Source organism: Mesorhizobium sp. P2_H9 (genome assembly GCF_056403215.1).
The window spans coordinates 1-23,352 of the sequence record NZ_JBFUFX010000025.1 but is presented as its reverse complement, the minus strand read 5'-3'; the positions used below and the strand labels follow the sequence as shown (position 1 = coordinate 23,352).

General features: G+C 61.8%; 20 protein-coding genes and 1 tRNA gene. 3 read left to right on the top strand and 18 right to left on the bottom strand.

Features of this window, described 5'->3' with window-relative positions; translation table 11 throughout:
* From AC1DXN_RS30400 to rpsL, 4 genes are all read right to left on the bottom strand, one after another.
* Positions 1–249 (bottom strand): GTP-binding protein (locus AC1DXN_RS30400; protein WP_477249863.1); only part of this gene is annotated, 249 nt, incomplete at its 3' end.
* 67 nt (positions 250–316) lie between these two features.
* Positions 317–2,407 (bottom strand): elongation factor G, encoded by a 2,091-nt coding sequence (fusA, locus tag AC1DXN_RS30395; protein ID WP_477278352.1) that lies wholly within the window; start codon positions 2,405–2,407, stop codon positions 317–319.
* Between the two features lie 29 nt (positions 2,408–2,436).
* On the bottom strand, positions 2,437–2,907 hold the full coding sequence (gene rpsG, locus AC1DXN_RS30390) for a 30S ribosomal protein S7 (protein ID WP_008875664.1): 471 nt from the start codon (positions 2,905–2,907) through the stop codon (positions 2,437–2,439).
* A 60-nt stretch (positions 2,908–2,967) separates the two neighbouring features.
* Positions 2,968–3,339: a 30S ribosomal protein S12 gene (gene rpsL / locus AC1DXN_RS30385; RefSeq protein ID WP_006333356.1), complete on the bottom strand. Its 372-nt coding sequence runs from the start codon at positions 3,337–3,339 to the stop codon at positions 2,968–2,970.
* Between the two features lie 480 nt (positions 3,340–3,819).
* Between rpsL and AC1DXN_RS30380 the strand changes: the two genes are divergently transcribed.
* The 3 genes from AC1DXN_RS30380 to AC1DXN_RS30370 all read left to right on the top strand — a co-directional run bounded on the left by AC1DXN_RS30380 (position 3,820) and on the right by AC1DXN_RS30370 (position 6,277).
* Positions 3,820–4,101 carry a transcriptional regulator gene (locus tag AC1DXN_RS30380; protein WP_477278354.1) on the top strand — a complete coding sequence of 94 codons (282 nt, stop codon included), beginning with the start codon at positions 3,820–3,822 and terminating at the stop codon, positions 4,099–4,101.
* A complete protein-coding gene (locus AC1DXN_RS30375) occupies positions 4,101–5,237 on the top strand; it encodes a PLP-dependent cysteine synthase family protein (protein WP_477421792.1) in 1,137 nt (378 codons plus the stop codon). The genes AC1DXN_RS30380 and AC1DXN_RS30375 overlap by 1 nt, the downstream gene beginning before the upstream one ends.
* Positions 5,238–5,341: 104 nt before the next feature.
* A complete protein-coding gene (locus tag AC1DXN_RS30370) occupies positions 5,342–6,277 on the top strand; it encodes a Gfo/Idh/MocA family protein (protein WP_477278358.1) in 936 nt (311 codons plus the stop codon).
* Positions 6,278–6,707: 430 nt separating this feature from the next.
* On the opposite strand, the gene AC1DXN_RS30365 is transcribed toward AC1DXN_RS30370, so the two are convergent.
* From AC1DXN_RS30365 to AC1DXN_RS30300, 14 genes are all read right to left on the bottom strand, one after another.
* Positions 6,708–7,373 (bottom strand): O-methyltransferase, encoded by a 666-nt coding sequence (locus AC1DXN_RS30365; protein WP_477278360.1) that lies wholly within the window; start codon positions 7,371–7,373, stop codon positions 6,708–6,710.
* Positions 7,374–7,457: 84 nt separating this feature from the next.
* Complete coding sequence (gene rpoC / locus AC1DXN_RS30360; RefSeq protein WP_477421790.1) at positions 7,458–11,654, bottom strand: DNA-directed RNA polymerase subunit beta'; 4,197 nt, start codon at positions 11,652–11,654, stop codon at positions 7,458–7,460.
* A gap of 132 nt (positions 11,655–11,786) precedes the next feature.
* The gene (rpoB, locus tag AC1DXN_RS30355; RefSeq protein ID WP_477249874.1) at positions 11,787–15,923 is read right to left on the bottom strand and encodes a DNA-directed RNA polymerase subunit beta; all 4,137 of its coding nucleotides are present in this window, start codon (positions 15,921–15,923) and stop codon (positions 11,787–11,789) included.
* A 254-nt stretch (positions 15,924–16,177) separates the two neighbouring features.
* On the bottom strand, positions 16,178–16,555 hold the full coding sequence (gene rplL / locus AC1DXN_RS30350; protein ID WP_477249876.1) for a 50S ribosomal protein L7/L12: 378 nt from the start codon (positions 16,553–16,555) through the stop codon (positions 16,178–16,180).
* Positions 16,556–16,609: 54 nt separating this feature from the next.
* Positions 16,610–17,128: a 50S ribosomal protein L10 gene (rplJ, locus tag AC1DXN_RS30345; RefSeq protein WP_023667437.1), complete on the bottom strand. Its 519-nt coding sequence runs from the start codon at positions 17,126–17,128 to the stop codon at positions 16,610–16,612.
* Between the two features lie 377 nt (positions 17,129–17,505).
* Positions 17,506–18,204: a 50S ribosomal protein L1 gene (gene rplA / locus AC1DXN_RS30340; RefSeq protein WP_477249877.1), complete on the bottom strand. Its 699-nt coding sequence runs from the start codon at positions 18,202–18,204 to the stop codon at positions 17,506–17,508.
* A gap of 4 nt (positions 18,205–18,208) precedes the next feature.
* Positions 18,209–18,637 (bottom strand): 50S ribosomal protein L11, encoded by a 429-nt coding sequence (gene rplK, locus AC1DXN_RS30335; RefSeq protein ID WP_006333334.1) that lies wholly within the window; start codon positions 18,635–18,637, stop codon positions 18,209–18,211.
* 175 nt (positions 18,638–18,812) lie between these two features.
* The gene (nusG, locus tag AC1DXN_RS30330; protein WP_006333333.1) at positions 18,813–19,340 is read right to left on the bottom strand and encodes a transcription termination/antitermination protein NusG; all 528 of its coding nucleotides are present in this window, start codon (positions 19,338–19,340) and stop codon (positions 18,813–18,815) included.
* A 26-nt stretch (positions 19,341–19,366) separates the two neighbouring features.
* Entirely contained in the window at positions 19,367–19,570 is a 204-nt protein-coding gene (gene secE / locus AC1DXN_RS30325; protein ID WP_477278362.1) for a preprotein translocase subunit SecE, read from the bottom strand.
* Positions 19,571–19,937: 367 nt separating this feature from the next.
* A tRNA-Trp gene (locus AC1DXN_RS30320) sits at positions 19,938–20,013 on the bottom strand.
* 35 nt (positions 20,014–20,048) lie between these two features.
* Entirely contained in the window at positions 20,049–20,558 is a 510-nt protein-coding gene (locus AC1DXN_RS30315) for a metal-dependent hydrolase (RefSeq protein WP_477278364.1), read from the bottom strand.
* A 111-nt stretch (positions 20,559–20,669) separates the two neighbouring features.
* Positions 20,670–21,155, bottom strand: a complete 486-nt coding sequence (locus AC1DXN_RS30310; protein WP_477278366.1) for a group II truncated hemoglobin — start codon at positions 21,153–21,155, stop codon at positions 20,670–20,672.
* A 104-nt stretch (positions 21,156–21,259) separates the two neighbouring features.
* The gene (locus tag AC1DXN_RS30305; RefSeq protein WP_477421788.1) at positions 21,260–22,936 is read right to left on the bottom strand and encodes a COG3904 family protein; all 1,677 of its coding nucleotides are present in this window, start codon (positions 22,934–22,936) and stop codon (positions 21,260–21,262) included.
* 160 nt (positions 22,937–23,096) lie between these two features.
* Positions 23,097–23,352 (bottom strand): EF-Tu C-terminal domain-related protein (locus tag AC1DXN_RS30300; protein WP_477246636.1); only part of this gene is annotated, 256 nt, incomplete at its 5' end.

Genomic DNA, 23,352 nt, shown 5'->3' with positions numbered 1-23,352 from the left:
ATAGTCGGCGTGGCCGGGGCAGTCGACGTGGGCGTAGTGGCGGGCAGCCGTCTCGTATTCGACGTGCGCCGTCGAAATGGTGATGCCGCGGGCCTTCTCTTCCGGCGCCGCATCGATCTGGTCGTAGCGCTTGTATTCGCCAAAATACTTGGTGATCGCCGCCGTCAGCGACGTCTTGCCATGATCGACGTGGCCAATCGTGCCAATGTTCACATGAGGCTTGTTACGCTCGAATTTACCTTTTGCCATGTGATGTCTCCATTCCTGCTCGCCCGTGCGGGCTTTGAATTAAAGTTACTGCTGCAACCCGTGCGGGTTACGCGTATTTCTTCTGAATTTCCGTCGCCACCGCCGTGGGAACCGGCTCGTAGTGATCGAACTGCATCGTGTAAGCCGCGCGGCCCTGGCTCATCGAGCGCAGGTTGTCGACGTACTTGAACATGTTGGCCAGCGGCACCATCGCGTTGATAACCACCGCCACGCCGCGAGCTTCCTGGCCCTGGATCTGGCCACGACGGCCGTTCAGATCGCCAATGACGTTGCCGACGTAATCTTCCGGCGTCACGACTTCGACCTTCATGATCGGCTCGAGCAACTGCACGCCAAGCTTGGGCGCCGCTTCCTTGAAGCAGGCACGGCCGGCGATTTCGAAGGCGAGCACCGAGGAGTCGACATCGTGGTAGGCGCCATCGATCAGCATCGCCTTGACGCCGATCATCGGGAAGCCGGCGAACGTACCGTTGGTCATGACGCTCTTGACGCCCTTTTCGACGCCCGGGATGTATTCCTTCGGCACCGCGCCGCCAACGATCTTGGATTCGAAGACGAACTCGCTGCTTTCCGGGTTCGGCTCGAAGAGGATCTTGACGCGAGCGAACTGACCGGTACCGCCGGTCTGCTTCTTGTGCGTGTAGTCCTGCTCGTGCTTGCGGGTGATCGTCTCGCGATAGGCCACCTGCGGCGCGCCGACATTGGCCTCGACCTTGAACTCGCGACGCATGCGGTCGACGATGATGTCGAGGTGAAGCTCGCCCATGCCGGAAATGATCGTCTGGCCGCTTTCCTCGTCGGTCTTGACGCGGAAGGACGGATCCTCGGCGGCCAGGCGGTGAAGGGCGAGGCCCATCTTTTCCTGGTCGTTCTTGGTCTTCGGCTCGATGGCGATCTGGATGACCGGATCGGGGAATTCCATGCGCTCGAGGATGACCGGATGCAACGGATCGCTGAGCGTATCGCCGGTGGTCGTGTCCTTGAGGCCGGCCAGCGCAACGATGTCGCCGGCAAACGCCTCTTCGACGTCGGCGCGCGAATTCGCATGCATCTGCAGCATGCGGCCGATGCGCTCTTTCTTGCCCTTGACGGTATTGTCGACCGAGATGCCCTTGGTCAGCTTGCCCGAATAGATGCGGGCAAAGGTCAGCGAACCGACGAACGGGTCGTTCATGATCTTAAAGGCGAGCATCGACAGCGGCTCGTTGTCGTCGGCGTGACGCTCGATCTCGGCGTCGGTCTTGGCGTCGACGCCCTTGATGGCCGGAACATCGGCCGGCGACGGCAGATATTCGACGACGGCGTCGAGCAAAGGCTGCACGCCCTTGTTCTTGAAGGCCGAGCCGCAGAACATCGGATAGAACTTGACCGCAATGGTGCCCTTGCGGATCAGCGCGCGGATCTCGTCATTGGTCGGCATCTTGCCTTCGAGGTAATTCTCAAGCGCCGCCTCGTCCATTTCGACGGCGGCTTCGATCATCTTCTCGCGGTATTCTTCGGCACGAGCCTTGAGGTCGGCAGGGATCTCGACGACGTCCCAGGCAGCGCCCAGCGTCTCGTCGCGCCAAACCAGAGCGTTCATCTCGACGAGGTCGACAACGCCCTTGAACTCGGTCTCGGCGCCGATCGGCAGCTGCATGACGACGGCATGCGCACCGAGGCGCGAACCGATCATCTCGACCGAGCGGTAAAAGTCAGCGCCGATCTTGTCCATCTTGTTGCAGAAGATCATGCGCGGAACGCGGTACTTGTCGGCCTGACGCCAGACGGTTTCCGTCTGCGGCTCAACACCGGCATTGGCATCGAGCAGCGCAATGGCGCCGTCGAGCACGCGCAGCGAACGCTCGACTTCGATGGTGAAGTCGACGTGGCCGGGGGTGTCGATGATGTTGAAGCGGTACATCTTGCCGTCACGACCCTTCCAGAAGGTCGTGGTCGCGGCGGACGTGATCGTGATGCCGCGTTCCTGCTCCTGCTCCATCCAATCCATGGTGGCAGCGCCGTCGTGGACTTCGCCGATCTTGTGCGACTTGCCCGTGTAATAGAGGACGCGCTCGGTGGTCGTCGTCTTGCCGGCGTCAATATGCGCCATGATACCGAAATTGCGGTAGTCTTCGATTTTGTATTCGCGGGCCATCGTGGGTGCCTCTCAGTCTCGTTCGCGCTTTACCAGCGGTAGTGCGCGAAAGCGCGGTTGGCTTCCGCCATCTTATGGGTGTCTTCACGCTTCTTGACGGCGGTGCCGCGGTTGTTGGCCGCGTCCATCAGCTCGCCGGAGAGGCGGTCGACCATCGTGGTCTCGTTGCGGTTGCGCGCAGCTGCGATCAGCCAGCGGATGGCCAAGGCCTGACGGCGCTCGGGGCGCACATCGACCGGAACCTGGTAGGTGGCGCCGCCGACGCGACGCGACCGGACTTCCACATGCGGCGCGACATTGTCGAGCGCCTGATGGAAGACGGTGACCGGCTCCTGCTTGGTCTTCGACTGAACCTGGTCGAGCGCGCCGTAGACGATGGTCTCGGCAACCGACTTCTTGCCGTCATACATGACGGCGTTCATGAACTTGGTGACGATCAGATCGCCGAACTTGGGGTCCGGATTGATCTCACGCTTTTCTGCACTGTGACGACGCGACATGGCTTTTGTCTCTCAATCTCGTAGCCGGGCGCAGTGAAAAAGCGCCGCGGCCGGAAAACCTTACTTCGGACGCTTGGCACCGTACTTCGAACGGCGCTGCTTGCGGTTCTTCACGCCCTGCGTGTCGAGCACGCCGCGAATGATGTGGTAGCGAACGCCCGGAAGATCCTTGACGCGGCCGCCGCGGATCATCACCACGGAGTGTTCCTGAAGGTTGTGGCCTTCACCGGGGATGTAACCGATCACTTCAAAACCATTGGTCAGGCGGATCTTGGCCACCTTGCGCAGCGCCGAGTTCGGCTTCTTCGGCGTCGTTGTGTAGACGCGCGTGCAGACGCCCCGCTTCTGCGGGTTCTGCTGCATGGCCGGGACCTTGTTGCGCTTCACCGGCGCAATGCGCGGCTTGCGGATCAGCTGGTTGACGGTAGGCATTAAACCCTCTTGTCTCTCAATTCCGTGTCTCGCCCGGTCAGGGCCGCTCAAAGCGTCATTTCCATACGCAAATTCGGGCCATAAACCGCGCCTCGCGGTCTTGCCCGAACAAATGGCAGAGGAAGCGGAAGCCGCTTCGTGCACGCCGGAAATGTCTTTTCGCTCGTAAAACGAACCCTGTTTGAGGCAAACTCCAAAGCGTGTCGCTTCGGAAGGGAAAGCCTCACATCGGTTCTGACTGGGCGGCTTCTACTCGTAAGACCGCGAACCGTCAACCCCGGGGCGCCAAATATTGCGCGCAAACCAAGGCTTGGCAGCCATGCGAAAAACGCAGGTAATTTTCTTTCGCCATTTTGCAAGGCCGAGGAAGAAAGTGACCAGCTTCTGGCTGTTGCACGGCCATGCTTCATGCGAAAAGGCGGCATGAATGGTGAAAATCCCCTCGCCCGCCCCAATCCCTTTGCCAAAAGGAATCAGCCCGTGAACGACAATGACGAGCGCCCGGTTACCATCATCACCGGCCGGGTGTGGAAGAAGAAGGGCGGCAAGCCAGAAGGTGTCCACGTGATGCTGGTGGCGCCCGACGACGATTCGGCAGTGCGCCGCACACTCGAATCGCTTGCAGCCGAAGGTTATGCCGAGGTCGAACTCGACCAGATCGGCGATATGGACGGCATACCCGATGAAGAGCCGCATCTGTCGGCCTTCCAGGGCGCGCTCGAAGGCGAAGTGTCGATCGTCACTTTCGACGTACCGATCTGATGCGGGACCAACTGGGAGGCAGCGTGGTCAACTCAACAGCGGCGAAACCCTCTTCCCGCGCCTGGGCCGACCGGGCGGTCGCCGCCATCGAGGCCGACCAGCACCGCTCGGCCGACACCCACCTGTGGAAGCTCGATCTGCCGCGGCTTACCGGCATCGACTTCTACCTCAAGGATGAATCGACGCATCCGACCGGCAGCCTGAAACACCGGCTGGCACGCTCGCTCTTTCTCTATGCGCTGTGCAATGGCCATATCCGCGAGGGTGCGGCGGTCATAGAGGCCTCCTCCGGCTCGACCGCCGTATCGGAAGCCTATTTCGCCCGCATGATCGGCGTGCCGTTCTATGCGGTGATGCCGCGCTCGACCTCGCCYGARAAGATCGCCRSCATCGAGCACTATGGCGGCAACTGYCAYTTCATCGACGATGGSCGGCGCATCTACACCGAATCCGCCGAACTGACCGCCAGGCTCGGCGGCCATTTCATGGACCAGTTCACCCATGCCGAGCGGGCGACCGACTGGCGCGGCAACAACAACATCGCCGAATCGATTTTCGGACAGATGCGCGAGGAGCGGCATCCGATCCCGGCCTGGATCGTGATGAGCGCTGGCACTGGCGGCACCACGGCCACGATCGGCCGCTATCTGCGCTACAAGCAGCATGCGACGCGGCTGTCGGTCTGCGATGTCGAGCGCTCCGCTTTCTTCGATGGCTTTGCCACCCATGACGCCAACAGTCGCTGCGAGCAGCCGTCACGCATCGAAGGCATCGGCCGGCCGCGTGTCGAACCGTCCTTCGTGCCGGGCGTCATCGACCACATGCTGCGGATACAAGACGCCGTGTCGCTGGCCGCGATGCGGGTGCTGTCGCGCCGCCTCGGCCGCCGTGTCGGCGGCTCGACCGGCACCAATTTCATCGCCATGTGCTTTCACGCCGCGCGCATGATTGCCGCCGGCGAGACCGGGTCGCTGATAACGCTGATCTGCGATTCCGGCGAACGCTACGCCAACACCTACTATTCCGACGACTGGCTGCAGGCGAACGGCCTTGATCCTTCGCCGTTCGAACCGGCGATCGAGGCGTTTCTGGCGGGCAAGGAACTGGCGCTGGAGTTCGACGAGAGCTGGGGCTGACAACCGAACAGACTTTCGGTGACAGGCCTGCTGCGGCTTGCCCGGCTTCGGTTCTCTGCTAAGAACCCTGACAAACAAGCGCATTTCCAATCTGCGGAGCTCCCATGTCTGTGAATAGCGGTCCCATCAAGCTCGGCATCGTCGGCGTCGGAAAGATCGTCCGCGACCAGCATTTGCCGGCCGTGGCTAAGGACCCGAACTATCGCCTCGTCGCCGCAGCCAGCCGGCACGGCAAGGTGGAGAACATCCCCAACTTCCCAACCATCGAAGCGATGCTCGACGCGGTGCCGGAGCTTGAGGCCGTCTCGCTCTGCATGCCGCCACAGTTCCGCTATGACGCAGCGCGCACCGCGCTGATGGCGAAAAAGCATGTGTTTCTGGAAAAGCCGCCGGGCGCCACGGTCAGCGAAGTCGAAGACCTGAAGGCGCTGGCAACGGCCAACGGCGTCTCGCTGTTTGCCAGCTGGCATTCGCGCTATGCGCCGGCGGTGGAAGCCGCACGCGCCTTCCTCGGCTCGACCACCATCAGGTCGGCGGCCATCAACTGGAAGGAAGACGTGCGCCGCTGGCACCCGAACCAGGAATGGATCTGGGCGCCAGGCGGCTTCGGCGTCTTCGATCCCGGCATCAACGCGCTGTCGATCGTGACCCACATCTTGCCGGCGATGTTCATCACCTCGGCGGTCCTCGATTTTCCCGAGAACCGCGCGGCACCCGTCGCTGCGCATGTCGTCTTTCGCACCTCGAGCGGCTTGCCGGTGAGGATGGAGCTCGACTGGCTGCAGACCGGCCCGCAGAGCTGGGACATCCTCGCCGACACGGAAGCGGGACAGATGGTGCTTTCAGGCGGCGGCTCGAAGCTCGCCATCGATGGCCGCATCGTGCATGACGAGCCGGAAGCCGAATACCCCTCGCTCTACAAGCGCTTCGCCGAGATCGTCCGCGCTGGCACCTCGGACGTCGACCTCGCGCCCCTCCAGCACGTCGCCGACGCCTTCATGCTGGGCAAGCGCAATGTCGTCGAGGCGTTTTTTGACTGAACTAAACTGAAAGTCCTGTCGGGTTGTCCTATCGTCTTCGGCCGGAATGTGTTCCTGGCCGAGGTCCGGAAACGGTGGGCGCGTTTGATGTCCGAGTTCCACCTCGTTCAGAACGTGTTGAACGGCTCCCTCAAGGTCGACTTGTCCCCAACCAAGCTCTGCAATCTCGCCATACCGGGCGAAGCGTGAGCAGTCGAAGCCGTATTCGAATTCATTATAGGAGATCACGGTTCGGCCGATCAGCGCCACGACCCAAATGCGCCGGTCTTCCCCGGCCGGAGAGCGGTGCGTCCATTGTTCCGGATCGATACCGATCACATCCCAGAGTCTTCGCTGCGCAAAATTCATTCGCTCCCGGCCCGCGTTGATCAGTTCCCAAAGAGCTGCCTCGTTCATCTGTCTGATACCCTTCGAGATCAGGCCTGTGTTTTCAATCGACGATCGCAATGGCAAAGCCGTCATGGCCCTTGGCGCCGACAGTCTGGATAGCAGTGGCCTGCAGCCGCTTGTCGCCGCCGATGAACGAGAACGCGGCGCGTGCGCCTTCGACATTGGCATCTTGGCCATCCTCATCGAGCACCGCGCCGTCACGGATGACGTTGTCGCAGATGATGACGGTCCCCGGCCGCGACAGGCGCATGGCCCAGGACAGATAGTGCGGGTTGTTCGGCTTGTCGGCGTCGATGAAGATGACGTTGAATGGTCCGGCATTCTCGGCGTTCAATGCGGCAAGCGATTGCAGCGCCGGTCCGACCCGCAATTCCACCCGCTCGGAGACGCCTGCCCGCTCGAAATTCGACCGCGCGACCTTCGCATGGTGCGGATCGAGTTCAAGCGTCACGATCTTGCCGCCCACAGGCAACGCTCTCGCCATCCAGATGGTCGAGTAGCCGCCCAGCGTGCCGATTTCGAGAATTTTCTTCGCCCCCTGCATCCTTGCAAGAAGTGAAAGCAACTTGCCTTGCGCCGGCGAAACGTCGATCGCCGGCAGGCCCTGGTCGTGGTTGGCCGCCAGAACGGCATTGAGGACGGGATCTGCCTCGAACAGGGCGTCGACGATATAGTCGTCGACTGCCGCCCAGGTTTTCTTGCTCATCGGTTTCTTCTCCGATCAATGGAGGAACCAAACGCGAAAAGGGGCCACTTGGGCCCCTTTTCTTGTCTTCTCTTCCTTCCGCGCTTACTGCGCGGCGGTGACCATGTCGGTCAGCATCGGCTCGGCGATCTCGACGCCCGACGCCTTGCGGCGCTCGTCGATGATCAGTTCGTCACGCGAGGTGGCGATGCGCCGGATCTGGCTCATCGTGCCGCCGGTGCCGGCCGGGATCAGCCGGCCGACGATGACGTTTTCCTTCAAGCCCTGCAGCATGTCGGTCTTGCCGGCAACCGCCGCTTCGGTCAGCACTCTGGTCGTCTCCTGGAAGGAGGCGGCCGAGATGAAGGATGGCGTCTGCAGCGAGGCCTTGGTGATGCCGAGCAGAACCGGCAGGCCTTCGGCCGGCTTCTTGCCGTCCTCGACCAGGCGCTCGTTGACCTCTTCCAGCTCGATCACGTCGACGTGGTCGCCCGGAATGTAGGTCGAGTCGCCCTGCACCGTGATCTCGACCTTCTGCAGCATCTGGCGAACGATCACCTCGATGTGCTTGTCGTTGATCGACACGCCCTGCAGACGGTAGACTTCCTGGATCTCGTTGACGAGGTAGGAAGCAAGTGCCTCCACGCCCTTGATCGCCAGGATGTCGTGCGGCGCCGGATTGCCGTCGAGGATGTAGTCGCCCTTCTCGATGACGTCGCCGTCCTGGAGATGGAACGGCTTGCCCTTCGGGATCAGGTATTCGACCGGCTCAAGCGTCGAGTCATGCGGCTCGATGATGATGCGACGCTTGTTCTTGTAGTCGCGGCCGAAGCGGATCGTGCCGTCGATCTCGGCGATGATGGCGTGATCCTTCGGACGACGTGCCTCGAACAGCTCGGCAACACGCGGCAGACCGCCGGTGATGTCCTTGGTCTTGGCGCTTTCCATCGGGATACGCGCCAAAACGTCGCCGGGGCGAACCTGTGCACCCGGCTCGACCGAAAGAATGGCCTCGACCGAGAGCAGGAAGCGGGCATCGCCGCCCTTCGACAGCTTGCCGACCTTGCCCTTGGCGTCCTGGATGGCAATCGCCGGCTTGAGGTCGTTGCCGCGTGGCGTCGAGCGCCAGTCGATGACCTCACGTTTGGTGATGCCGGTCGACTCGTCGGCCGTTTCCTGAACCGAAATGCCGTCGACCAGATCCTCGTACGACACCTTGCCCTCGATTTCGGTGAGGACCGGGCGGGTATAAGGATCCCACTCGGCGATACGCTGGCCGCGCTTCACCTTGTCGCCATCGTCCACGAAGATACGCGAACCATAGGTGAGACGGTGCGTGGCGCGTTCCTTGCCGGCTTCGTCGAGGATCAGCACCGCCATGTTGCGGCCCATGACCATCTGCTGGCCGTCGGAGTTGCGCACCACGTTGCGGTTGCGGATCTCGACCTTGCCCTCATACGAGGCTTCAAGGAACGACGAGTCCACCACCTGCGCAGTACCGCCCATGTGGAAGGTACGCATGGTGAGCTGGGTGCCCGGCTCGCCGATCGACTGCGCCGCGATGACGCCGACAGCTTCGCCCTGGTTGACCGGGGTACCGCGGGCCAGATCGCGTCCGTAGCAGACCGCGCAGACGCCAACCCTGACTTCGCAGGTCAGTGCCGAGCGAATGCGGACCGACTGCACGCCGGCCTTTTCGATCTTTTCCACGTCACGCTCGTCCATCAGCGTCCCGGCCTTGACCAGGATCTCGCCCGACACCGGATGCGTGATGTCGTCGAGCGACGTACGGCCCAGCACGCGCTGGCCGACCGAAGCGACGACCTGACCGGCATCGACGATCGGCTGCATGGTAAGGCCCTTGTCGGTGCCGCAATCCACGGAGTTGACGATGCAGTCCTGMGCSACGTCGACSAGACGRCGSGTSAGGTAACCCGAGTTCGCSGTCTTCAAGGCGGTGTCGGCCAGACCCTTGCGGGCGCCGTGGGTCGAGTTGAAGTACTCGAGCACGGTMAGGCCTTCCTTGAAGTTCGAGATGATCGGSSTCTCGATGATYTCACCCGACGGCTTGGCCATCAGGCCGCGCATGSCGSCGAGCTGGCGCATCTGGGTGGGCGAGCCACGCGCACCGGAGTGCGACATCATGTAGATCGAGTTSATCGGCTTTTGACGGCCATTGTCCTCGAACTCGACCGCCTTGATGCGGGCCATCATTTCGTCGGCGACCTTTTCCGAGCACTTGGCCCAGGCRTCGACGACCTTGTTGTACTTYTCGCCCTGGGTGATCAGGCCGTCATTGTACTGCTGCTCGTAWTCCTTSGCCAAAGCSTCGGTGTCGGAGACCAGCTTGATCTTGGCGTCCGGGATCAGCATGTCGTCCTTGCCGAACGAAATGCCGGCGCGGCAGGCATGGCTGAAGCCAAGGGCCATGATGCGATCGCAGAAAATGACCGTCTCCTTCTGACCGCAATGGCGGTAGACGGTGTCGATCATCTTGGAGATGTTCTTCTTGGTCATCTCCTGGTTGGCGGTCTCGTAGGGCACGTTGACGTTCTTCGGCAGAAGTTCGCCGATGATCATGCGGCCAGGCGTGGTGTCATGGATCTTCGACACGACCTTGCCTTCGGCGTCGACCGTGCGGAAACGACCCTTGATCTTCGAATGCAGCGTCACCGCCTTGGTCTCGAGCGCATGCTGGAGTTCGCCCATGTCGGCAAACACCATGCCTTCGCCCGGCTCGTTCTGGTTGACGATCGACAGATAGTAGAGACCGAGAACCATGTCCTGCGACGGCACGATGATCGGCGCGCCGGAAGCCGGGTGCAGGATGTTGTTGGTCGACATCATCAGCACGCGGGCTTCAAGCTGCGCTTCCAGCGACAGCGGCACGTGAACGGCCATCTGATCGCCGTCGAAGTCGGCGTTGAAGGCCGTGCAGACCAGCGGATGCAGCTGGATCGCCTTGCCTTCGATCAGGATCGGCTCGAACGCCTGGATGCCGAGGCGATGCAGCGTCGGGGCGCGGTTGAGCAGCACCGGATGCTCGCGGATGACCTCGTCAAGAATATCCCAGACTTCCGGACGCTCCTTCTCGACCAGCTTCTTCGCCTGCTTGACGGTCGAGGAGAAACCCTTGGCGTCGAGGCGGGCGTAGATGAAGGGCTTGAACAGTTCGAGCGCCATCTTCTTCGGCAGGCCGCACTGGTGCAGCTTGAGCTCCGGACCGGTAACGATGACCGAGCGGCCGGAATAGTCGACGCGCTTGCCGAGCAGGTTCTGGCGGAACCGGCCCTGCTTGCCCTTGAGCATGTCGGACAGCGACTTCAGCGGACGCTTGTTGGCACCGGTGATGACGCGGCCACGGCGGCCGTTGTCGAACAATGCGTCGACGGCTTCCTGCAGCATGCGCTTTTCATTGCGCACGATGATGCCGGGGGCGCGCAGCTCGATCAGCCGCTTCAGACGGTTGTTGCGGTTGATCACGCGGCGATAGAGATCGTTGAGATCGGACGTCGCGAAACGGCCGCCGTCCAGCGGGACGAGCGGGCGCAGGTCCGGCGGGATCACCGGAACCACTTTCATGATCATCCATTCCGGACGGTTGCCGGACTCCATGAAGTTCTCGACGACCTTGAGCCGCTTCAGATACTTCTTCTGCTTGAGCTCGGACGTGGTCGAAGCCAGTTCCGAACGCAGGTCGCCGGCGATCTTCTCCAGGTCCATGCCGGCCAGGAGGTCATGAATGGCCTCGGCGCCGATCATGGCGGTGAAGCTATCCTCGCCATACTCGTCGACGGCGATCATGTACTCTTCCTCGCTGAGGAGCTGGTGCTCCTTCAGCGCGGTGAGGCCGGGCTCGGTGACGATGTAGTTCTCGAAGTAGAGAACCCGCTCGATATCCTTCAGCGTCATGTCGAGCAGCGTGCCGATACGCGACGGCAGCGACTTCAGGAACCAGATGTGAGCGACGGGTGCCGCCAGCTCGATATGGCCCATGCGCTCGCGGCGGACGCGCGACAGCGTGACTTCGACGCCGCACTTCTCGCAGATGACGCCCTTGTACTTCATGCGCTTGTACTTGCCGCACAGGCACTCATAGTCCTTGATCGGACCAAAAATGCGCGCGCAGAACAGGCCGTCACGCTCCGGCTTGAAGGTACGATAGTTGATGGTCTCCGGCTTCTTGATCTCGCCGAACGACCAGGACAGAATCTTCTCAGGGCTGGCGAGCGAGATCCGGATGGAATCGAACACCTGCGCAGGCGCCTGGGGATTGAAGAGATTCATGACCTCTTGGTTCATGCCGTTCTCCTTATCGGGGTCCTCGAAAACCCCTTGCATCTAGCGCGGGCCAAACGCCCGCCGTCTGTATCGGCCACTGGCCGTAGAATTGGTGCATCCGGTCGCGGTGTTCCGCGACCGGATGTCTTATTTTTATTCGGCTGCGTCGGGCAACCGGACAGGGTTGTCGTCGAGCTTGGTGTTCTCCAGCTCGACATTGAGGCCGAGAGACCGCATCTCCTTGACCAGCACGTTGAAGCTCTCTGGAATGCCGGCTTCGAACGTGTCGTCGCCGCGGACAATCGCCTCGTAGACCTTGGTGCGGCCGGCGACGTCGTCCGACTTCACCGTCAGCATCTCCTGCAGCGTGTAGGCAGCGCCGTACGCTTCGAGCGCCCAGACCTCCATCTCGCCGAAGCGCTGGCCGCCGAACTGCGCCTTGCCGCCCAGCGGCTGCTGGGTAACGAGCGAGTACGGTCCGATCGAACGCGCGTGGATCTTGTCGTCCACGAGATGGTGAAGCTTGAGCATATAGATATAGCCCATCGTCACCTTGCGATCGAACGGCTCGCCGGTGCGTCCGTCATAGAGCTGCGACTGACCGCTGGTGTGCAGGCCCGCCTGCTCCAGCATGATGTTGATGTCGGCTTCATGGGCGCCGTCGAACACCGGGGTCGCGATGGAGACGCCGCGGCGCATCTGCTCGCTGAGGCGAACGATGCTCTCGTCGTCATAGTCGCGGACCGGCTCGTTGCGGTCGTTGGCCGGAATGAAGCTTTCGAGCGTCTTGCGCAGCGGCTTGATGTCGCCGGCTGTCTTGTACGCATCGATCAGATCACCGATCTTCTTGCCCATGCCCGCGCATGCCCAGCCCAGATGCGTTTCCAGGATCTGGCCGACATTCATGCGGCTCGGCACACCCAGCGGGTTGAGCACGATATCGGCATGCGTGCCGTCCTCGAGGAAAGGCATGTCCTCGACCGGAACGATCCGCGACACGACACCCTTGTTGCCGTGACGGCCGGCCATCTTGTCGCCCGGCTGCATCTTGCGCTTCACGGCCACGAAGACCTTGACCATCTTCATGACGCCCGGAGGCATCTCGTCGCCGCGCTGCACCTTCTCGACCTTGTCCATGAAGCGCTGTTCGAGCGCCTTCTTGGAATCGTCGTACTGGCCGCGCAGCGCTTCCAGTTCGCTCTGGAGCTTTTCGTTCTCCACCGCAAACTGCCACCACTGCGAACGCGGATAGTCGTCCAGCGTGTCCTTGGACAGCGTCGAGCCCTTCTTGAAGCCCTTCGGTCCGGCAATCGCTTCCTTGCCGACGAGAACGTCGGAAAGGCGCGAATAGACGTTGCGGTCGAGGATCGCCTGCTCGTCGTCGCGGTCCTTGGCGAGGCGTTCGATCTCCTCGCGTTCGATCGCCATGGCGCGCTCGTCCTTCTCGACGCCGTGACGGTTGAACACGCGCACTTCGACGACGGTGCCGAAGGTGCCCGGAGGCATGCGCATCGAGGTGTCGCGCACGTCCGATGCCTTTTCGCCAAAAATGGCGCGCAGCAGCTTTTCTTCCGGCGTCATCGGGCTTTCGCCCTTCGGCGTGATCTTGCCGACCAGGATGTCGCCCGGCTGCACTTCCGCGCCGATATAGACGATGCCGGCTTCGTCGAGGTTCTTCAGAGCTTCTTCCGAAACGTTCGGAATATCACGCGTGATTTCCTCCGGTCCTAGCTTGGTGTCGCGGGCCATGACCTCGAACTCCTCGATGTGGATCGAGGTGAAGACGTCGTCGGCAACGATGCGCTCGGAGAGCAGGATCGAGTCCTCGTAGTTGTAGCCGTTCCACGGCATGAACGCGACCAGCACATTACGGCCGAGCGCCAGATCGCCGAGCTCGGTCGACGGACCGTCGGCAATGATGTCGCCCTTGTTGACCCGGTCACCCATACGCACCAGCGGACGCTGGTTGATGCAGGTGTTCTGGTTCGAACGCTGGAACTTCATCAGCCGGTAGATGTCGACGCCCGACTTGCCGGGATCGAGATCTTCCGTGGCGCGAATGACGATACGCGTCGCGTCCACCTGGTCGACGATGCCGCCGCGGCGAGCGCCGATGGCGGCGCCTGAGTCACGGGCAACGATCGGCTCCATGCCGGTGCCAACGAACGGCGCTTCGGCGCGCACCAGCGGCACGGCCTGACGCTGCATGTTCGAGCCCATCAGGGCGCGGTTGGCGTCGTCGTTCTCGAGGAACGGGATCAGCGCCGCGGCGACAGACACCATCTGCTTGGGCGACACGTCCATCAGATCGACGTTTTCACGCGGCGCCATCATCACTTCGCCGGCACTGCGGCAAATGACGAATTCGTCGACGAAGCCGCCATTCTTGTCGAGCTCGGCATTGGCCTGCGCGACGTGGTGCTTCGCCTCTTCCATCGCCGAGAGGTAGACGACGTCATTGGTCAGCTTGCCGTCGACGATCTTGCGATACGGGCTTTCGATGAAGCCGTACTTGTTGACGCGCGCAAAAGTGGCCAGCGAGTTGATCAGACCGATATTCGGGCCTTCCGGCGTCTCGATCGGGCAGATGCGGCCGTAATGCGTCGGGTGCACGTCGCGCACTTCGAAGCCGGCGCGCTCGCGGGTCAGACCGCCCGGTCCAAGTGCCGAAAGACGGCGCTTGTGGGTGATCTCCGACAGCGGGTTGGTCTGATCCATGAACTGCGACAGCTGCGAGGAACCGAAGAACTCGCGCACGGCGGCAGCCGCCGGCTTGGCGTTGATCAGGTCCTGCGGCATGACCGTGTCGATCTCGATCGAGGACATACGCTCCTTGATCGCGCGCTCCATGCGCAGCAGGCCGACGCGGTACTGGTTTTCCATCAGCTCGCCGACAGAACGCACGCGGCGGTTGCCGAGGTTGTCGATGTCGTCGATCTCGCCCTTGCCGTCGCGCAGTTCGACCAGCGTCTTGACCACGGCCAGGATGTCGTCCTTGCGCAGCACGCGCACGGTGTCCTCGGCCTTGAGCTCGAGGCGCATGTTCATCTTGACACGGCCGACGGCCGACAGATCGTAGCGCTCGCTGTCGAAGAACAGCGAGTTGAACATGGCTTCGGCGGTCTCGAGCGTCGGCGGCTCACCCGGGCGCATGACACGGTAGATGTCGAACAATGCGTCCTGGCGGCTCTCGTTCTTGTCGACGTTGAGCGTGTTGCGGATATAGGCGCCGACATTGACGTGGTCGATGTCGAGAACCTTGATCTCCTCCTCGCCGGTGCCAAGCAGCACTTTCAGCGTCTTTTCGTCGATCTCGTCGCCGGCCTCGAGGAAAATCTCGCCGGTACCGTAGTTGACGATGTCCTCGGCCAGATAGTTGCCGAGCAGATCCTCGTCGGTCGCCTTGATCGCCTTGAGACCCTTTTCGCCAAGCGCCCTCGCCTGGCGGGCCGTGATCTTCTTGCCGGCTTCGACAACGATCTCGCCCGTATCGGCGTCGACCAGGTCGCCGACGGCCTTGAGGCCGCGGAAACGCTCGACGTTGAACGGAATGCGCCAATGGTCGCCGGCGCGCTTGTAGGTGATCTTGTTGTAGAAGGTCGACAGGATCTCTTCGCCATCCATGCCGAGCGCCATCAGCAGCGACGTCGCCGGAATCTTGCGGCGGCGGTCGATACGGGCGTGCACGACGTCCTTCGAGTCGAACTCGATGTCGAGCCACGAGCCGCGATAGGGAATGACGCGCGCGGCAAACAAAAGCTTGCCGGACGAGTGCGACTTGCCCTTGTCATGGTCGAAGAAGACGCCCGGCGAACGGTGCATCTGCGAGACGATGACGCGCTCGGTGCCGTTGACGATGAAGGTGCCGTTCAAGGTCATGAGCGGCATGTCGCCCATGTAGACGTCCTGCTCCTTGATGTCCTTGATCGACTTCGCGCCGGTATCCTCGTCGATATCGAACACGATCAGGCGCAGCGTCACCTTCAGCGGCGCAGCATAGGTCAGGTCGCGCTGACGGCATTCGTCAACGTCGAATTTCGGTCCTTCGAACTCGTACTTCACAAACTCCAGCATCGAGGAGCCGGAAAAATCGGAGATCGGGAAGACCGACTTGAAAACGGCCTGCAGTCCCTCGTCCGGACGCCCACCCTTGGGCTCCGCCACCATCAGGAACTGGTCATAGGATGCCTTCTGAACCTCGATCAGGTTCGGCATCTCCGCAACTTCCGGGATCTTTCCGAAGAACTTGCGTACGCGTCTGCGGCCATTGAAAGTCTGGGTCTGGGCCATCGTCGCTCCTTAGCTCAATTCTCGGGACGAGCCTCGCCGCGGCTCGCCTTGCATTCGAGGCCACCTGGCGGCGACCCTCTTGTCTGTTCACCGTCGCCTGTCGGCGGTCGGCCAAAACGGGAGAAAACCCGTTTCCTGAAGGCCGGCTTTCGGCCCTCAGGAAAGAGGTTTTCGTACTCTTCGCGTTACGCAGCCTCCCTTCGCGAAAAGAGAGCGGCGGACGGCGCGAAGCCGCCCGCCGATACTTAAGACGCTTACTTCAGTTCAACCTTGGCGCCGGCTGCTTCCAGCACGGCCTTGAACTTCTCCGCGTCGGCCTTGGAAACGCCTTCCTTGACCGGCTTCGGAGCCGCCTCGACCAGGTCCTTGGCTTCCTTGAGGCCAAGACCGGTGATGGCGCGGACTTCCTTGATGACGTTGATCTTCTGAGCGCCTGCCTCGGTGAGGACGACGTCGAATTCCGTCTTTTCCTCGGCCGGAGCAGCAGCGGCTGCACCACCGCCAGCGGCGGCAACAGCCACCGGAGCAGCGGCGGAAACGCCCCACTTTTCTTCCAGAAGCTTCGACAGCTCGGCCGCCTCGAGGACGGTCAGCTTCGAAAGGTCGTCTACGATCTTTGCGAGATCAGCCATTGTTATGTTCCTTCATAAGGTTCGAACGTGTGTTTGTGATAGCGAGGAACGGCCTCATGCCGCCTCGTCCTTCCGGGCGTAAGCGCCGATGACGCGCGCGACCGAAGCCGCTGGCGCATTGACGATCTGGGCGATCCGGGTTGCCGGCGTGGCGATCATTCCAACCAGCCTGGCGCGCAGCTCATCGAGCGACGGAAGTGTGGCGAGTGCCTTCACACCGTCGGCGTTGAGCGAGGTGGTGCCCATTGCGCCACCGAGAATGACGAGCTTGTCATTTCCCTTGGCGAAATCGGACGCGACCTTCGGCGCCGCAATCGGATCCTCCGAATAAGCGATCAGCGTCTGTCCCTTGAACAGGTCGATGATCGATGCGGAGTCCGTGCCCTGAAGAGCGATTTTGGCGAGACGGTTCTTCGCGACTTTGACGGTGCCACCGGCAGCGCGCATTTTCGACCTGAGGTCGTTCATTTGCGCGACGGTGATACCGGCGTAGTGGGCCACGACGACTGAACCAGCGCCTGCAAAAGCACCATTCAGGCCCGTGACGAGTTCGCGTTTTTCCGCTCTGTCCACTGCCTATCTCCAGTTGACCCCTGCCCCACTAATAGGACAGGCGTCGGGTTGCCTTTTGCCGGCCGGGCCATCCAGTAACGGATCTCCCGAACGACGCTCGAGGATCCTGCCCCCTTTCGCCACACCAGCCGGCAAGCCGGATGATGCGCAGACAAAAGGCAAACACGGTTCGAACCTTTCATTGGAGCTTGGCGCTCCGTTGTCCGGTTTTCACCCGTCTCATGCAGGCCCAATTGAATTAAGGCTTCTGGGCCGCCTGCAATCTCGGACAGGATGTCCGGAAGCCTCTCGACTTCCGGTACCGGGCCGCCGACAAGTCGGAGGCCCGGAATTCACTTGCGGATCAGCGCTTTAGCGGCCGATCCGAATTGTTCTTATCAGGACGCTGCGAGCGTCGAGACGTCGACCTTGAGGCCAGGACCCATCGTCGAGGTGACCGACACCTTCTTGACGTAGTTGCCCTTGGCACCCGCGGGCTTCGCCTTGTTCACCGCGTCGGTGAAGGCGCGGACGTTCTCTTCCAGCGCCTTGACGTCGAACGAGACCTTGCCGACGCCGGCATGAACGATGCCGGCTTTCTCGACGCGGAACTCCACGGCGCCACCCTTCGATGCCTTGACGGCGGCGGCGACATCGGTGGTCACCGTGCCGACCTTCGGGTTCGGCATCATGCCGCGCGGGCCGAGCACTTTGCCCAGACGGCCGACCAGCGGCATCATGTCCGGCGTGGCGATGCAGCGGTCGAAGTCGATCGTGCCCTTCTGGACGATGTCGACCAGATCCTCGGCACCGACGATATCGGCGCCGGCGGCGCGCGCTTCATCGGCCTTGTCGCCACGAGCGAACACGGCGACGCGAACCGAGCGGCCGGTGCCGTTCGGCAGGTTGACCACGCCGCGGACCATCTGGTCGGCATGGCGCGGGTCGACGCCGAGATTCATCGCCACTTCGACGGTCTCGTCGAACTTGACCGAGGAACGGTCCTTGAGCAGCTTCAGCGCCTCACCCAGGGCGTAAGCCTTGTTGGGGTCGATGCCGTCACGGGACTTCGATACACGTTTTGCGAGTTTTGCCATGATCTCAGCCCACCACTTCCAGACCCATCGAGCGGGCGGAGCCCTCGACCATGCGCATGGCCGCTTCGACGTCGTTTGCGTTCAGATCCTTCATCTTCTGCTCGGCGATGGCGCGCACCTTGTCGCGGCCGATCGTGCCGGCCTTGATCTTGCCCGGCTCCTTCGAACCCGAAGTCAAATTCGCTGCCTTCTTCAGGAAGTAGCTCACCGGCGGCGTCTTCATGACGAAGGTGAAGGACTTGTCCTGGTAGTAGGTGATGACGACCGGGATCGGCGATCCCTTTTCCATTTCCTGGGTCTGCGCGTTGAACGCCTTGCAGAATTCCATGATGTTGATGCCACGCTGACCAAGCGCCGGGCCGATCGGGGGCGACGGCGTCGCCGAACCCGCTTTGACCTGGAGCTTGAGCTGGCCTGCAATTTTCTTAGCCATCTCTTTTCCTGCCTTTGTCTCGTGCCGGCCCCACTATCGGGGAAACACCGGCGGTTGCAGTCTGGTGGTGCGGTTCCTGCGGCCGGCTAAAGCCGCATTCGCCTCCCACCGTTCTCAAAGCCGCGCGTTTCCGCGCCGCCACCCTTGCCGGCGAACCGGCGCAGGGATTTTCGGATCAGCCCTTTTCGACCTGTCCGAATTCCAGATCGACCGGCACGGCGCGCCCGAAGATCGAAACTTCCACCTTGAGCCGCGCCCGCTCTTCATCCACTTCCTGGACGAAGCCGTTGAACGAGGCGAACGGACCATCCGAAACCCGGATCGCCTCGCCGATCTCGAACGTGACCGACGGCTTGGGCCGCTCGACACCTTCCTGAACCTGGTTCAGGATGCGCTGGGCCTCGGCCTCGGTGATCGGCACCGGCTTCGAGTCGCCCAGGAAGCCGGTGACCTTCGGCGTGTTCTTCACCAGCGAGAACACCGCGTCAGTCAGGTTCGCCTTTAGGAGCACGTAGCCCGGGAAGAACTTGCGCTCGGCGTCGACCTTGCGGCCGCGACGTATCTCGACGACCTTCTCGGTCGGCACAACGATCTGCTCGATGTCAGCGGACAGGCCCTTCTGCTTGGCCTTGTTCTCGATGTCCTCGGCGACCTTCTTTTCAAAGTTCGAATAGGCGTGGACGATGTACCACCGCGCGGTCATTTCAAGACTTCTCCGTAATCGCCGGACTAGTGTCCAAGGCCAAGTAGTTTCTCGACCGCCATGCCCATGAGCACATCGGCGGTGAAGAAAAAGATCATCGCGATGACCGCAAACACAAGGACCATCACCGTCGAGATCACCGTTTCGCGCCGCGACGGCCAGGTAACCTTGGCGGTCTCCGTGCGAACCTGCTGGAGAAAAACGAAAGGATTTGTGGTTTTCGAAGCCATATGCCGCTCTGTCTTCAAGACCCGTTGGCCGGGTCTCCTGGATGATCCCGCTGGCCGGGACGTGCCGCCTGGGTTCATGTTCGCGCCGAATCAGCGCAACCATTTCGCCCATGCAAATCGGACGCGTAAAGCCGGCTTCCCAGCTCCACGCGTCGCGTGTCTGTTTCGTCTACATAAAACCGATTCTTGATCCACGCAAGTGGCAAGTGTCCGCTTTATGACCAAACGCCGCCTCGGAACCATCCAGTCGTCCCGTCCCGGCTATGAAGCCCTTATGCCTCAGTCGAGCTTATATGGCAAGTCACCCGCCGGTTTTCAAACCCCGGCCTTGGAAACTCGGCTTTCGCAAAATCGCCATTCTGAAAAATGGCACGGGCAGCAGGGCTCGAACCTACGACCTGCGGTTTTGGAGACCGCCGCTCTACCAACTGAGCTATGCCCGTATCGCGGGCTGCTATTTCACAAAGCAGACGAGAACTCAAGTCCAGTTTTCAGGCGGGCTTGCGTCAGGCTGCGATCGCCTGATTCCAAGCGCCAGCGCCCAGGCACATATGAGAAGTTCGAGGCCGAATGTCCAATGCAGGACAAAGCTCATGACCCAACTGCGATAGATGGCCGGGACGGTGACGAATTCGAATTTCTGCGGGTCGAACGGCATCAGCCACAGAATCGGCGAAGCCACGGTATCGAGGACCATATGCATCATGGCGGCGGCAAAGAAAGCGCCGACCATGGCCAGATGCTGTGGCGCCCGCCATTTCGCCAACACCAGAGCCAACAGACCCGTGGCGGCCCAGAAGAGCGGCCAATGCGTAAAATAGGCATGGTGGTGCGTGCGCCCGCCGTCGACGAAGTGGAAGTACAGCATGTCGATGTCGGGGATCACGCTGCCCACCAGCGCGGCAATCATGATGCCAGGCGTGCCGCGCCGGCGCTTTTGCGCGAACCGTCCCAGAATGTAACCCGACGGCAGATGGGCAATCAGCATCACAAAAAGCCTCAATGGGACGGACACACCACCGTCCCATCCTTTTGTGGCGCCATCTTTGCCCGAGTTTGCAGGAATTGCGCAGCTCGGCAGTGTTGGTGAAGGGACTTGCTACGATTTCCCGGCCGGCGGCTTGTACGGCCCGCCGGGCACGCCCCAGCCCCAGGCCGGCATCGGCTCGGTCTCGGGGTCGCAGGTCTCGCCGAGATTGGAGTTCATCTTGGCCAGCCGCGATCCCCATTCGACATAGCCCATGAAGGCGGAACGGAATTCCGGATCTTCCGGCAGCCCGACGGCATCGGCGGCATCGGCAAGCAGATTGATCCAGCGGCGCCGCTGTTCCTCGCTCAAATGCTTGCCCAGATGATGCATCACCATCTCGCGGTGGCCGCCATGCTTTTCGCTATAGGTTTTCGGCCCGCCGAAAACCTCGCCGATGAAGGCCGCGACATGGGCGGGATGGTCAGGCGACATCTTTTTGAACACCGGACCGACGACCGGGTCTTGAAGCACCTTGTCGTAGAACGTCCTGGTCAGGCGGTTCAGCGCCTCGGCGCCGCCGGCCCATTCGTAGAGTGTCGGGATATCCTGGCTCATTCTCGATCCTCCGCCGGCCGCCGGTCGACGCCTGCCACGACGATAGCCGAAGCAGCGAGCATGGCTCAACCTGCCTCGATGGGCAGTTTCAGTCGGTGCGATGCCTACAATTTGGCGGGCGAGTCGGCCTGGGCGTTGGGTGACGGCAGCATGCGGCAATTCTCGGGCCGCGGCGTCGATTTGCAAACGGTAGCGCCCGTCAACTCATCCACGGTTTGACGCCCGGTCGTCACGCCGAATTTCAGCATCATGTCGGGTTCGAGCCGCCTATGGCTTGAATACAGCACCGACTGCATCGCCACAAACAGGCCCGGGCCGACCGTCATGTCTTCCAGATAGGTCTTCACCTTCTGCTCCAGTCCCAGCGAGTGCACGCTTAAGCGCGCCTGCGGGCCGACAAGGCGTCTGACACCGCCGGCAAGCACGATCACACAGGCCGAGTCGCATGCGCCCACGGCATCATTGGTCAGCCCGATATAGACGCCGCCCTCGGCCTTGCAATCCGCCTCCTCCGGTTCGCACCCTACGAAATCCGTCCCCGCAACCGCCACGTCGAGCTTGCGTTCGCGGATCAGTCGCCCGGTGGCCAGAGCGCCGAGCAAATCGCCTCCCGGCGAGCTGATCACGATGGGCAACCGCCGGTCGCCGACGGTGTCGAGCAGTTGGCGCAACCTCTCCGGTGTGCCCGGCGTAATCGTGCCTTCCGCCGAGATCCATTCGGGACAATCAGGGTCGCAGAGGAAGCTCCTGCCCCGAACCAGAACGAAGCGCATATCGCCACCGCCGCCCTGCTTCACGGTTTCAGCTTCGACAGGTGTGACAGGGGTCGCCTTGGCTTCAACCGTGACGGCTTTGGCCGGCTGATTGGTTTTCTTTCCTGGCGGCGTTACGTCCCTGCAATTGGCGGGCAGCGGATTGGCGTTGCAGATGCTTCCGGCGGTCAACAGGTCGAGGGAATCCAGGCTGGTAACGAGTTTCATCCGAAGCATGTTTTCCGGCTCAAGTTGCTGAATATCGCTAGCCGGCGTTTTCTTCATCGTTTCGAGCACGCCCTGACCGACGCCCATCTCATTGAGATAGGCCGCCAGCCTTTTCTCCACCGCCTTGCTCATCTCGTAGGTCTTGTAGCTGCCGGCACTTTTTCGGCTGATGATTTTTGTATTGAGGATCTTCTTCTTGCCGCCCACCACACGATAGGTGGTCCGGTATTGCAGCTTCGTTCGGACATAGGTCGTGGTGATCTGATGGACGCCGAGAAAGGCCCATTCGCCGACCACGCGCCGGATGCCGCCGGCAAACATCAACGGACAGGCGGAATTGCAGATGGCGCTGCTCGCAAAGGGATTGCCGAAATAGCGAGCGCCCTTGCCGTCATTGTCCCTGCAGTCCTTCTCATCGGGCCGACAGCCGATGAACCAGGTCTTGCCGACGGCGATATCGAGCTTGTTCTTGCGGATCAGCCGGCCAAGCGCGAGAGCCGCATCGACGTTGCCGCCAGGAGAATTCGCGACGATGGGCAATTTTCGGCCGCCAAGCGCCTTGAGCGTGCGTTTGAAAAGCGCCGGCGTCCCGGCTTCTATCGAGCCTTCGGCTGATATCCACTCCGGGCAGGTCGGCTCGCAGCCCGGCGCATAGCTGCGGACGACGACAAACCGCATGGTCGGCCCAAGGTCCGGGGCCGCATCCGCCGCGACAGCCATGGTGCCCCCGGCAAGCAAAGCCAGCCAGATCAGCGCCGGCAACCACCATGCCCGGCCAAGCCAACGGTGCTTTGCAACCATTTGAACAAGCCCCCTCGATGCAACCTATACTAGTTGAGGTCTGGGGGCATGCAACAGGATTTGCGCTGGATGCTGACGCGCTATGGCGTTGGGCGAAAAAGCAAAAAGGGCGGCCCGAAGACCGCCCTTTCCTTGTCGATCCGGCAAATGCCGGGCTCGATTATTCCTTGATGGTGACGACGATGCCGGCACCGACGGTGCGGCCGCCTTCACGGATGGCGAAGCGCAGCTTCTCTTCCATGGCGATCGGCACGATCAGCTCGACATCGACCGTGATGTTGTCGCCCGGCATCACCATCTCGGTGCCTTCCGGCAGCGACACGATACCGGTCACGTCCGTCGTGCGGAAATAGAACTGCGGACGGTAGTTGGTGAAGAACGGCGTGTGACGGCCACCTTCGTCCTTGGTCAGGATG